At 71.9% G+C, this 11,603-nt stretch carries 10 protein-coding genes; 9 read left to right on the top strand and 1 reads right to left on the bottom strand.

The window, feature by feature from the left end; all coding sequences use genetic code 11:
• Positions 1-39: 39 nt before the first annotated feature.
• From B5557_RS32480 to B5557_RS32455, 6 genes are all read left to right on the top strand, one after another.
• Positions 40-1,857, top strand: coding sequence for a HEAT repeat domain-containing protein (locus B5557_RS32480; RefSeq protein WP_143688264.1), 1,818 nt, complete (start codon positions 40-42; stop codon positions 1,855-1,857).
• Positions 1,858-2,142: 285 nt separating this feature from the next.
• Positions 2,143-2,787, top strand: coding sequence for a winged helix-turn-helix domain-containing protein (locus B5557_RS32475; protein WP_079662789.1), 645 nt, complete (start codon positions 2,143-2,145; stop codon positions 2,785-2,787).
• Positions 2,788-2,849: 62 nt separating this feature from the next.
• Positions 2,850-3,920 carry an NAD-dependent epimerase/dehydratase family protein gene (locus tag B5557_RS32470; RefSeq protein ID WP_079662788.1) on the top strand — a complete coding sequence of 357 codons (1,071 nt, stop codon included), beginning with the start codon at positions 2,850-2,852 and terminating at the stop codon, positions 3,918-3,920.
• Positions 3,921-4,055: 135 nt separating this feature from the next.
• Positions 4,056-5,330 (top strand): sensor histidine kinase, encoded by a 1,275-nt coding sequence (locus tag B5557_RS32465; protein ID WP_079662787.1) that lies wholly within the window; start codon positions 4,056-4,058, stop codon positions 5,328-5,330.
• Complete coding sequence (locus B5557_RS32460; protein WP_079662786.1) at positions 5,315-5,971, top strand: LuxR C-terminal-related transcriptional regulator; 657 nt, start codon at positions 5,315-5,317, stop codon at positions 5,969-5,971. The genes B5557_RS32465 and B5557_RS32460 overlap by 16 nt, the downstream gene beginning before the upstream one ends.
• A 172-nt stretch (positions 5,972-6,143) precedes the next feature.
• Complete coding sequence (locus B5557_RS32455; RefSeq protein WP_079662785.1) at positions 6,144-7,739, top strand: DUF1996 domain-containing protein; 1,596 nt, start codon at positions 6,144-6,146, stop codon at positions 7,737-7,739.
• A gap of 66 nt (positions 7,740-7,805) precedes the next feature.
• Here B5557_RS32455 and B5557_RS32450 read toward each other — a convergent pair whose 3' ends face one another.
• Positions 7,806-8,249 (bottom strand): hypothetical protein, encoded by a 444-nt coding sequence (locus B5557_RS32450; RefSeq protein ID WP_079662784.1) that lies wholly within the window; start codon positions 8,247-8,249, stop codon positions 7,806-7,808.
• Positions 8,250-8,350: 101 nt separating this feature from the next.
• Here B5557_RS32450 and B5557_RS32445 point away from each other — a divergent pair, with 101 nt between their 5' ends.
• The 3 genes from B5557_RS32445 (at position 8,351) to B5557_RS32435 (ending at position 11,602) form a co-directional block, all read left to right on the top strand.
• Positions 8,351-8,854 (top strand): tetratricopeptide repeat protein, encoded by a 504-nt coding sequence (locus B5557_RS32445; RefSeq protein ID WP_231976108.1) that lies wholly within the window; start codon positions 8,351-8,353, stop codon positions 8,852-8,854.
• Between the two features lie 45 nt (positions 8,855-8,899).
• Positions 8,900-10,825, top strand: a complete 1,926-nt coding sequence (locus B5557_RS32440) for a hypothetical protein (protein WP_079662782.1) — start codon at positions 8,900-8,902, stop codon at positions 10,823-10,825.
• Positions 10,826-10,912: 87 nt separating this feature from the next.
• The gene (locus B5557_RS32435; RefSeq protein ID WP_099937511.1) at positions 10,913-11,602 is read left to right on the top strand and encodes a TetR/AcrR family transcriptional regulator; all 690 of its coding nucleotides are present in this window, start codon (positions 10,913-10,915) and stop codon (positions 11,600-11,602) included.
• Position 11,603: the final 1 nt, after the last annotated feature.

The raw sequence follows: 11,603 nt of genomic DNA, 5'->3' as shown, positions 1-11,603 counted from the left end.
CCTCACGGTGGGCGCCCCTTCTGCGTATCGTGCGCTGCCATGGGGAGTGACGGGGTGGACGGGCGGAGATCGGCGCGGGCGTGCGGTCTGGCGAGGGACGTGCCCGGCCTGATGCGGGCGATGGAGTCCGGGAACGCGGCCGAACGCGAGGAGGCGTTGGACTGGCTGGGCTCCTCGATCTGGCGCGGTGAGGAGGAGTTCTACGCGGCCGCCGCCCGCGCCGTGCCCCGGCTGGCCCGGCTCGCCGTGGAGCTGCCCGGCCACCGGACCGACCTGCTGGAACTCCTCGGCGATCTCGCGAGAACCGCCGAGTACCACGAGGGGCCAGAACCGGTCCGGCAGACCGTGGCGGAGGCGCTGCCGCCCCTGCTCTCCTTCGCGCACGACCGCGACGCGAACATACGAAGCGCCATGGTGCTGCTGATCGCCGGGTGCGGCCGGGAACACGCCCTGCCACTGCTGCCGCTGCTGCGGACCTGGCTCGTCGAGGAGAGCGACCCGCAGGTGCGGGGGCAGGTGGTGACGGCGCTCGCGCTGCTGGGCGACGACGGCGACGAGGACCGGCGCCACGAGCTGCTGACCGACCCCGAGCCCAGGGTGGCACTCGCCGCGGCCGAGGACCTGTTGCGCACCGCCGAACTGCCCCTGCCGGGCGCGCTGGTGGACCACTGCGCGCGGGCGTACGCGGCCGATCCGCACGAGCCGGACAGGGCCCGGTGGCCGGCGCCGCACAAGCTGTTCACCGACCGGCTCCTGGAGGATCCCGAGGCCGCGTTGCGAGCCCTCGCCGGGGGCGTACCGCTCGCCTTCGAGATCGCCGACCAGTGGCGGGACCGCGAGGCCGACGTGCTGCCCTGGGCGCTGCGCGACATGGAGGGCGAGGCCTGGGAGCTGTTCCGGCTGGCGCAGCTGACCTGCTCGCTGCCGCCGGACCTGCACGCGCGCGTGCGGGAGCACGTGCTGCCGTACCTGGCCGCCGACGGTTCGGCGCTGCGGGCGGCGGCGGTCACCGCGCTCGCCCGGACGCTGGCCCCGGCAGCCGTCGAGGAGGCCGTACGGCTCGTCGAGGAGGAGCCCCGCCCGTACGAGACCTTCCGCGCCGCCATCGCGGTGGCCGAGGAGTTCGGGGCGGAGGCTCTGCCCGTGGCCCGGGCCGTGGTCCGGCGCCTCGGCGACGCTCCGCCCCATCTGCTGGAGGTCCTCGCACGGTTCCCCGAGGTGGCGGTGGACGGCGTCGAGGAGCTCACCCGGCTGCTCGCCCGCACGGGCACCGGATACCCGGCGGCCGCGGTCGCGGTACTGGGCCGGCTGGGGCCCGCCGCCGGTGACGCCGCCGAGCGGGCGCTGCGGGCCTGCGTGCTCGACCGCGAGCACTCCTCGGTCTCGGGGGCCGCCGCCGTCGCCCACCACCGGGTGAGCGGGGACCCCGGTCTCGCCCTGTCCTTCGTCCGGCAGGAGATGAGCGCCGGGTTCCTGGGCCCGGTGATCGACTGCGCGCGTGAACTCGGCCCCGCCGCCGCCCCGTTGCTGCCCTGTCTTGAGCAAGAGCTCGCGGCCGGATCGCCCCTCGCCGCCCTGGCCGTCTGGCGTGTCACGGGCCGCACCGAGGACACCGTCGGCCCCTTGGCGCGGCAGGCCGCCGAGTGGACGAGGTTCTACTCCGGCACACCCCACCCCTTGGTGACGCTGACGGAGATGGGCCTCCTCCCCCGCTTCGCCGTGGACCCGCTGCGGCAGGCGGCCGAGGCGCCCCGGCGGATCATCTCCGACCTCATGTGCGGTGACGCCCTGCACCCGGACTACGTGGTCCGCGACGCCGTCCGGAACCTGCTGGCGACGGCCCGCATCGTCGACTGACGCCGACGTCACGGCAAGGAAGCGTCCAAGCTGTGAGAGAAGGCTCCTGTAACGGGCGGGTGTCTGCTTCAATGGGGCCATGGCCAGCTTCCAGAAGTACACCGCGACGGGTCGCCATGACCTCGAGCCGTTCTGGCCTTCCCGTCAGCACCACGACTTCGACCGGGTGTGTTGCCGCGCGACGAACGCGTCGGCCCTCTAAAGCCGTACACCCCGGCCTTCGGCCGACGCGAGACGACGTACGTCCCTCCCGACGAACTTCTCGCGCGAAAGAGCTGACCTCTCATGGCGACCACTCGTTCTCTCTCCTCTGCCGCTCTCCCCTCCCCCGTCACTCCCGTCTCTCCTGTCTCCCCCATCCAGAACGCCTCCCGGCACCGACTGCGGGCCGTCGATCCGGACGAGGTGGTGCAGGTCGCGGATCTCCTTCCGCCCGGCGCCACCTGGCTGCCGGCGCCGCAGCACACCCTGCCCAGCCTGCCGGGGCGGCCCGCGATGGTCGGCTACCTGGTGCTGATCCCGGCGGACCAGCAGCAGCCGTTCCAGCCGGTCCCGGTCCCGTCACCGGAGACGGGGACGGCAACGGGGACGGGGACGGCAACGGGGACGGGGACGGCAACGCAGCAGGGCGCCGGTGCCCCGCTCGTGCGGATCGACGCCGTGCAGCGCACCGCCGAGGTGGACGGGCGGCAACTCGACCTGACCTACCTGGAGTTCGAGCTGCTTGCGCATCTGGTGGCGCACCCGAACCGGGTGCACACCCGCGACCAGCTCGTGACCACGGTGTGGGGCTACGGCCATGTCGGCGACGGCCGCACGGTCGACGTCCACGTCGCCCGGCTGCGCCGCAAGCTGGGCGCGCAGCACCGCCAGTCGATCCAGACGGTGCGCCGGGTCGGCTACAAGTACACGCCGCCGACCGGCCGCTGACCCTCTCTGCCCTCAGCTAAGGAAGGTTCCGTCCCGCGTCCCGGCCGGGCAGAGTCACCGGCATGAGACTTCTGGTGCTGGGTGGTACGGAGTTCGCGGGACGGGCCGTCGTCGAGGCGGCCCTCGGGCGCGGCTGGGAGGTGACGGTCCTCAACCGGGGACAGCACGCTCCCGTCCCCGGAACACGGTCGCTCACCGGCGACCGCACTGCCCCCGACGGCCTCGACGCCCTCGCCTCCCGCACCGAAGGGGAAGGCGAAGGGGAAGCCGACGCAGCGCAAACCTGGGACGCCGTCGTCGACACCTGGTCGGCGGCGCCCCGCGCGGTGCACGAGGCGGCGCGGCTGCTGCGGGGCCGCGCCCGCCGGTATGTGTACGTGTCGAGCTGCTCGGTGTACACATGGGCCCCGCCGGCCGGCTACACCGAGGACGCGGTCGTCGTCGAGGGCGCGGAGCCCGACGCCGAGCACACGGACTACGTCCGGGACAAGCGCGGCGGCGAGCTGGCCGTCGTCGACGCCTTCGGCGCGCAGGACTCCGTCCTCGTGCGGGCCGGGCTGATCCTCGGCCCGCACGAGAACGTCGGCCGGCTGCCCTGGTGGCTGACCCGGATCGCCCGCGGCGGCCCGGTCCTCGCGCCCGGCCCGCACGACCTGCCCCTGCAGTACGTCGACGTCCGCGATCTCGCCGAGTGGATCCTCGGGGCGGTCGAGCGGGAGCTGAGCGGACCGTACAACCTGATGAGCCGTCAAGGGCACGCCACCATGGGCGAGTTGTTGGAGGCTTGCGTCAAGGCCACCGGGTCATCGGCCGAACTGCGCTGGACCGCCCCGGAGATCGTCCTCGACGCGGGCATCGCGCCGTGGACCGAGCTGCCCGTGTGGGTGCCGCCGGGCACCGACATGCACGACGCCCTGCACGCCGCCGACGTCTCCCGGGCGGTGGCCACCGGGCTCGCCTGCCGTCCGGTCGAGGAGACCGTCGCCGACACCTGGACCTGGCTGACGTCGATCGGTGGCACGGCGCCCCGGCGGCCGGACCGGCCGCCGCTGGGCCTGGCCCCGGAGGTGGAGGCGAAGGCGCTGGGGACGGTCCGGGGGATCCGGCCGCAGGAGGAGAGCGGCAGCGCCTGATCAACGCAGGTGAGCGAGGTTCGCCCCGGCGGCGGGGGCGGGTGCGGCGGGCCGTGAAGGTGTATCTGGCACCACCTCCCGACCGGGGGCTTCGGGCCAGTGACCGGCGGCCCGAGGCTCGGACAGACTGACGTCATGAACACCAACACGAAGAGCGACGGCAGGGATTCGAGGGCTCGCGGCATGGCCCTCGCCGCCGCACGGGGACTCGTGCTGGCCGTCGTGGCGCTGCCGTCGGCCGTCCTGTGCTTCACCCTCTCCCTTGTCTCGCTGGCGCTGATACCGATCGGGGTCGGGCTCGTCACCACGCCGTGGGTGGTGAAGGGGGTGCGGGCCTACGCCGACCGGCGGCGCTCACTCGCCGAACAGTGGGGCGGGGTGCGCATCGCGTCGGCGTACCGGCCGCTGCCCGACACCGCCAACCCGTGGACGCGCACCACCGCGCTGTTGCGGGACCCGGCGACCTGGCGGGACCTGCGGTGGCTGCCGGTGGACATGACGGCCGGGTTCCTGACCGCGCTCGCGCCCACCGTCCTGGTCCTGTATCCGCTGGAGGGGTTCGCGCTGGCGGCCGGGCTGTGGCGGGTGCAGGGCGCCTCCGACGGCCCTTACTGGTACACCTTCGTGCCGGTCAGCGGGCAGGTCTCCGCGTTCGCCGCCGCCGCTCTGGGCGCGGTCATCCTCGTCTTCGCGCACCGGTACGCCGTGAGCGCGTTCCAGGGACACTTCCGTCTCACCCGGGCCATGCTCACCCCCAGTCAGGCCGAACTGGCTGAACGTGTGCGGGTGTTGACCGAGACGCGGCGGGACGCCGTGGACACCTCCGCCGCCGAGCTGCGGCGCATCGAGCGGGACCTGCACGACGGCGCCCAGGCCCGGCTGGTCGCGATGGGCATGGACCTCGGCACCGTCGAGATGCTCCTCGACAAGAACCCGGGGAAAGCCAAGGAGCTGCTCGCGCAGGCCCGCCAGTCGTCCGCCGAGGCGCTCGCCGAACTGCGCGACCTGGTGCGCGGCATCCACCCGCCGGTGCTGGCGGAACGTGGACTGGGCGATGCCGTACGGGCGTTGGCGCTGCGGCTGCCCCTCGCGACGGAGGTGACCGTGGAACTCCCGGGCCGGGCCGAGGCGCCCGTGGAGTCGGCGGCCTACTTCGCGGTGAGCGAGGTGCTCACCAACGCCGTCAAGCACTCCGGCGCCGACCGGATCTGGATCGACCTGCACCACACGGACGGCCATCTGCGGATCTCCGTCACCGACAACGGCAAGGGCGGCGCGGTCATCGGGTCCGGTTCGGGCCTGCCCGGCATCGAGCGGCGACTGGGTACATTCGACGGCGTCCTGGCCGTCAGCTCCCCTGCCGGCGGTCCCACCATGGTGACCATGGAGATCCCTTGCGTGTTGTCCTAGCCGAGGACCTCTTCCTGCTGCGGGACGGTCTCGTCCGGCTGCTGGAGGCCTACGACTTCGAGATCGCCGCCGCCGTGGAGAGCGGGCCGGAACTGGAGCGGGCCCTCGCCGAACTGGAGCCGGACGTCGCCGTCGTCGACGTCCGGCTTCCGCCCACGCACACCGACGAGGGCCTGCAGTGCGCCCTTCAGGCCCGCCGCGAGAAGCCGGGGCTGCCGGTGCTGGTCCTCTCCCAGCATGTCGAACAGCTGTACGCACGCGAGTTGCTCGCCGACGGCAGCGGCGGGGTCGGCTATCTGCTGAAGGACCGGGTGTTCGACGCGGAGCAGTTCGTGGACGCCGTACGCCGGGTCGCGGGGGGCGGTACCGCGATGGACCCGCAGGTGATCCAGCAGCTGCTGGCCCGGCGGTCCGGCGACGGCCAGGGGCCGGTGGACCGGCTCACTCCACGCGAACGGGAGGTCATGGAACTGATGGCGCAGGGCCGGTCGAACGCGGCGATCGCCGCCAAACTGGTCGTCACCGAGCGGGCCGTCGCCAAGCACACCGCCAATATTTTTCTGAAGCTGGGTTTGGAGGTCTCCGACGACGACAACCGCAGGGTACTGGCGGTGCTGGCCTATCTGGACCGCGACCGGTGAGCGCCTTAACTGGTGTGCGCTGTGGGGGCGTTGGGGCCGGTTTGTCGTACGGACCTCTCATCAATTTCTGAGAAGGCTGAACACCTCTGGGGCGACGTTCGTAAGTGAGGGGGCAGCTTCACTCCTGTCGGGCGCCTCGGTGCTGCCCCGCAAGGAAGTCAGAGGAGTTCAGATGGGACGCAACACACGTAAACGCCGTTCGTCGATGGCCACGAAGGCCATGGCAGCATCGGCGGCCCTAGCGCTCGGCGGGGGCGGGCTGATCTGGGCGAACTTCTACGCCTCGGCAGATGATTCGAACAACTCGGGCCAGAACTCGACCTATGCCGCCACCGCGGCTGCACAGGTCGCCACGATCTCCTGCCCCGATGTGGGGCAGAAGCTGACGAACGTTCCTGACCGTGCCAAGCAGGGCGTCGCGACCGAGCTCGCGAACCTCGACAAGCAGATCACCGAGGCGTACGCCCGGCTCGCCTCCACGCGCCAGGCACAGGCGAACGACCCAGGGTTCGTGCAGAACGCGATCACCGGCCCCCTCAAGGAGAAGCGGGCCGCCACGATCGACCGGATCCGGATCGACATCCAGCGTGTCGGCGGCCAGTTCAACAACCAGCTGAGCCAGCTCGCGGCCTGCACCACGCAGGGGGCGAACAACACCAACGCCGGCCAGGCCAACGGCGGCCAGCAGAACAACGGCGGTCAGCAGCAGAACGGCGGCCAGAACAACAACGGCGGCCAGAACAACAACGGCCAGCAGAACGGCGGCCAGCAGAACGGCGGCCAGAACAACGGCGGCCAGCAGAACGGCGGCCAGCAGCAGAACGGCCAGGGCGGCAACGGCCCGGTCGCCGCGGACTTCGTGGACATCACGAAGGTCCAGGGCAACGCGCAGCTGGGCGTGGGTCAGAACGGTCTGCCCGCGAACGGCAACAGCGGTTCCAGGGGCACCTTCACCTCGAACTGCGGCACCAACCAGAACAAGAACCACAACACCGACAACGTGATCGTCGCCCCCGGTGTCGCCAACGGCGCCCACCACCTGCACGACTACGTCGGCAACCAGAACAACGACGCCTTCGCGAGCGACCAGGAACTGGCCGGGGCCGGCACCAGCTGCCAGAACCAGGGCGACAAGTCCTCGTACTTCTGGCCGGTCATCCGTGTCCAGGACGGCACGCAGGACTTCGACCAGAACAAGGACGGCGGTGGCAAGGAAGGCAACGTCGGCAAGATCCTGCTGCCCGCCCAGGCTCAGCTGAAGTTCGTCGGCAACAAGAAGGGCAACGTCGTCGCGATGCCGACGGCCCTGCGCATCATCACCGGTGACGCCAAGGCCTTCGTCAACGGCAACGCCAACGCGAACGTGAACTGGTCCTGCACCGGCTTCGAGAACAAGGTCCAGCTGCACGACAAGTACCCGATCTGCCCGCAGGGCAGCCAGGTGGTCCGCACCACCAACTTCCAGAGCTGCTGGGACGGCAAGAACATCGACAGCGCCAACCACCGCACGCACGTGGCGTTCGCCCAGGCCGACGGCTCCTGCGCCAACGGTTTCAAGGCGATCCCGCAGCTTCAGGTCCGGCTGGTCTACAACGTTCCGGCCCCGAAGCTCCAGAACGGCACCGTGGTGAAGCCGTACGCGGTGGACAGCTTCCCGGAGAACCTGCACAAGCCGATCACCGACCACAACGACTTCATCAACTTCTTCTCCACGAACCTGATGAACAAGATGGTCAACTGCATCAACACCGGCAAGAAGTGCAAGTAACACACTGAAAGGCCGGCGGTGAGGATTTCCTCACCGCCGGCCTTTGTGCTGCCCGCGTTACCGCGTTCAGTGACCGGAGTGCGTGGCGCCGTCCGAGGCCTCGTGCGAGGCGTGCGCGGAGTGGTCCGTGCCCTCCTCGATGTCCCCGCCGAGCGTCTTGCGCAGCGTCGTCACGGTGCTGGTCTGTTCGCCGACGGCGACCCACTTGCGGCCGACCAGGTAGTGACCGCCGTAGTCCTTAGCTCCGTTGATCCACTCGCGCTGGCCTCGGTCGGTGGCGAACGTCAGCAGGATGAACTTTCCGGCGTCGTTCTTGCAGAGCGCCTGGCGCAGCTCGTCGGCGTCGGTCTGCATGTCGGGGGTGCACTTCACCTCGGAGGCGATGTGCTCCAGGCTGCCGGTCGCCGTCTCCGGAACGGCGGCCTCCTCCTTGCCGCCGGAAGCGCATCCCGTCAGCAGCAGCGCCGCCGCGGCGGCCGCCGCCGCGAGCATCGGTCGGGTCACCTTCATCTGTTCCTCCCTGCAAGAGCCTCGCTCTGGATACGGCTCCCGCGCACGGTCCGCTCAAAATACCGGCGTCCCACCGGGCACGCCTGTGCCAAGATGGGCCGGTGAACCAAGACTGGGAAGATCGCGTGACGGCCGCCTGGGCCAGCTTCGACGACTATCCGGAAGAACGCGCCGCCGAGTTCCGGGCCGTGATCGACACGCTCGTCGCCGAACTCCCCGAGGACAGCCCGCTGGGCCTCTTCGAGCAGGCCTGTGCCTGGGACTCCACCGGCCACTCGGACAAGGCCGCCCCGCTGTACCGGGAGGCGATCGCCCGCGGCCTGAGCGACGTGAGCGGTTACAAGGGCCGTCGGGCGAAGATCCAGCTCTCCAGCTCCCTGCGCAACATCGGACAGGCCGAGGAGGGCGTCAAACTCCTCACCCCCGAACTGGACTGCCCGTCCGATGAGTTGGACGACGCCGTACGCGCCTGTCTGGCGCTGTGCCTGTCGAGCCTGGGCCGCGACCGCGAGGGCCTGTCCCTGGTCCTCGGCGCGCTGGCACCCCATCTGCCGCGCTACCAGCGCTCGATGGCGAACTATGCGAAGGCACTCGTGGAGGGCTGACCCACGCGGCGGTGACCATCCACCGTTTCGCTCGTTCTGCTGGACGTGCAGTCACAGGATGTCGCCCCGCGCCCCGCACCCGGTTCCGCCACCGACCCGAGCGTCGACGTCGAGCAGGCCGAGGCCGCGCTCGTCGAGCACTACCCGCGTCTGGTCCGGCTCGCCTATCTGGTGCTGCCGCCCGGCCTCGGCCGCGGTCGCCGCGTTCTGACCGCCCACGCCCTCACCCAGCGCGCCCTGCCCCGGCGCCGCGCCTGCGCCCCCGTCATCCCGGCCCAGTCCACCGGCCGTGACGGCGACCCCGGATACGCCTACGTCCGCCTCCAGGTGGTGCGTACGGCGCTGGAGGCGGGGCTGCCGCTGACGCTGCGGGCGTGGCCCAAGCGCGCGCAACTCCCGCCGCTGCTCCCCCAGGTGTGGGGTCTGCGGCTCTTTCCGCGCTCCGGCGGCGCCGACGAACTCGCCCTGGACCAGCGCCTGTCCGCCCTGTCGGGGCCGGCCCGGGCCGCCTATGTCCTGCGCGGCCTGGAGAAGCTCCCCGACGGCGATGTGCGCGAGGTCCTGGCCGAGGCCGGCGTCGAGGACGTGGAGGGGGCCCTGCGCGAGGCCGGCCGGCTCCCCGCCGCGCAGTACGCGCTGCTCGACTCCCCCGAGTTCGACGCCTGCTCGCTGCAGGCCCGCCCCACCGATCTGATGCGCCGCCGCCAGCACAGCAGGGCGGCGCTCGCCGCCGCGGCGGCCCTCGCGGTGTGCGGCGCCCTGGTCGCGCTGCCCGGCGGCGGCTGGGGACCCGACGGGGCGGCCGCGCCGGTGTACGCGCAGAACCCGGCCGCCGAGGCCGCACTCGACCCCGGGCGGCTGGTGAAGGTCTCCCCCGCCGCCTGGAAGACCTCCGCGCGCACCGACTTCTCGGCCTGGCCCGCGCGCGGCCCGCTCACCGGCGACACCGCGTTGCTGCGCCGCGCCCTCGCGGTCTGGGCCCGCCCCGGCGAGAAGGTCCGCGTCTCCGCCACCCCGGAAACCCCCTTCGGCGGCCCCGCCGGACCGCCGCAGCTCCTCTACGCGGGCGACGCCGACAACGCGCGCGTGGTGATCCTCTACGACGGTCTGCGCATCGCCCGCTACGCCGAGCCGAAGGACGGGACGGCCGGGGCGGCCCTGGACTTCGCGCGGGTCGACGGCGCGACCGGCGCCGAGGCGAGCGCGCTGGTGCTGGACCGGGCCGACGGCAACGTCCGCTATCTGACGGCCCCCTGGGTGACGAAGGCCGGCGAGCGGGACCTGTCGAAGCCGGGGGCCGGGGTGATGGAGCTGACGCTGACGGACGGCATCACCTCGCCGCTGGCCAGTCCGGCCACCCAGACCGGCGCGTGCACGACGTGGAACGTGCTCCAGCTGACGGACGCCTCCGGCGCCCACCTCCTCAGCGACCTCGGCGAACTCGTCCCCGCCCGCCTCACCGCCGGCCGCCCGACCGCACCGAAGGAGGCGACCGACACGGAGGCGCTGCGGACCTGGGCCCCGTTCGCCTGCTCGCTGGCCGACGCGCGCGGACAGGGTGTACGGACGGTCAACGCGTGGGCGTACACCCGCCAGCAGCTGCCCGACGCGAACGGCTCGGCGGCCTGGGTGTGCACCCGCGCCGAGACCTGGCGGGGCGACGGCAGCCGGGTGCTGGCCCAGTTCCACACGCCGGGCGGGCTGTTCGGGGCGGCCGTGGCGAAGGCCGGGGATGTGCCGGCGTGCGGGCCGCGCGACCCGCATGTGCTGGCCGGGGTGCTGTGGAAGTCGAAGGGCGGCGACTGGTACCTGCTCGCCGCCGGCGACAAGGACACGGCGTCCATCCGGTCCACCGGCGGGGTGCGGGGGGCGGGGCAGGGCAACCACCTGACGGTCCCGGCGAAGCAGGGCGCCCAGGCAGGCCTGAAGGGCAGGCTGACGGACGGACGGTCGATCAGCGGCCTGCGCTGACGCGGAGCGCGAAAAGTGACGGATCAGGGTGAACACCTGGGCCGGTCGTGTCCGTTCGGGGCCGGATTCGATCGGTAAGGTGTTCGCATGACTACCGGGGTTCGTCGCAGAATGGGAGTCGAGGAGCGTCGGCAGCAGCTGATCGGCGTCGCCCTCGAACTGTTCGCCCAGCGTTCGCCCGACGAGGTCTCCATCGACGAGATAGCCGCGGCCGCGGGCATCTCGCGCCCCCTCGTCTACCACTACTTCCCCGGCAAACTCAGCCTGTACGAGGCCGCGTTGAAGCGGGCGTCGGAGGATCTGGCGGGTCGGTTCGCCGAGCCGCACGAAGGGCCGCTCGGCGCCCGGCTGCTGCGGGTGATGCGCCGGTTCTTCGACTTCGTCGACGCCCACGGTCCCGGGTTCTCCGCCCTGATGCGGGGCGGCCCGGCGGTCGGCTCCTCGACGACGAACGCCCTCATCGACTCCGTACGCCAGATCGCCTACGAGCAGATCCTGTCGCATCTGGCCATCACCGATCCGCCGCCGCGACTCGAACTGATCGTCCGCTCGTGGATCTCGCTCGCCGAGTCAACCGCGCTGATCTGGCTGGACGGGCGGCGCATCCCGCGCGAGGAGCTGGAGATCCAGCTCGTGCACGACTTCGCCGCGCTGACCGCCGTCAGCGCCGCCTACGACGACGAGGTGCGCGCGCTGCTGCGCCCCGTGCTGGGCGGCGAGCCGACCGACGGCCCCTTCGGCGACCTGGTCACCCGGCTCATCGCCCTCGCCTCATAAG

The organism is Streptomyces sp. 3214.6 (genome assembly GCF_900129855.1).
Lineage (GTDB): Bacteria > Actinomycetota > Actinomycetes > Streptomycetales > Streptomycetaceae > Streptomyces > Streptomyces soliscabiei.
This window is presented reverse-complemented; position numbering and strand designations above follow the sequence as displayed.

What these genes read in the sequence shown, in the direction of transcription:
- B5557_RS32475 (WP_079662789.1), top strand. Translation starts at nt 2,143, where the DNA reads ATGGCGACCACTCGTTCTCTCTCCTCTGCCGCTCTCCCCTCCCCCGTC.
- B5557_RS32455 (WP_079662785.1), top strand. Translation starts at nt 6,144, where the DNA reads ATGGGACGCAACACACGTAAACGCCGTTCGTCGATGGCCACGAAGGCC.
- B5557_RS32435 (WP_099937511.1), top strand. Translation starts at nt 10,913, where the DNA reads ATGACTACCGGGGTTCGTCGCAGAATGGGAGTCGAGGAGCGTCGGCAG.
- B5557_RS32470 (WP_079662788.1), top strand. Translation starts at nt 2,850, where the DNA reads ATGAGACTTCTGGTGCTGGGTGGTACGGAGTTCGCGGGACGGGCCGTC.
- B5557_RS32465 (WP_079662787.1), top strand. Translation starts at nt 4,056, where the DNA reads ATGAACACCAACACGAAGAGCGACGGCAGGGATTCGAGGGCTCGCGGC.
- B5557_RS32480 (WP_143688264.1), top strand. Translation starts at nt 40, where the DNA reads ATGGGGAGTGACGGGGTGGACGGGCGGAGATCGGCGCGGGCGTGCGGT.
- B5557_RS32450 (WP_079662784.1), bottom strand. Translation starts at nt 8,249, where the DNA reads ATGAAGGTGACCCGACCGATGCTCGCGGCGGCGGCCGCCGCGGCGGCG.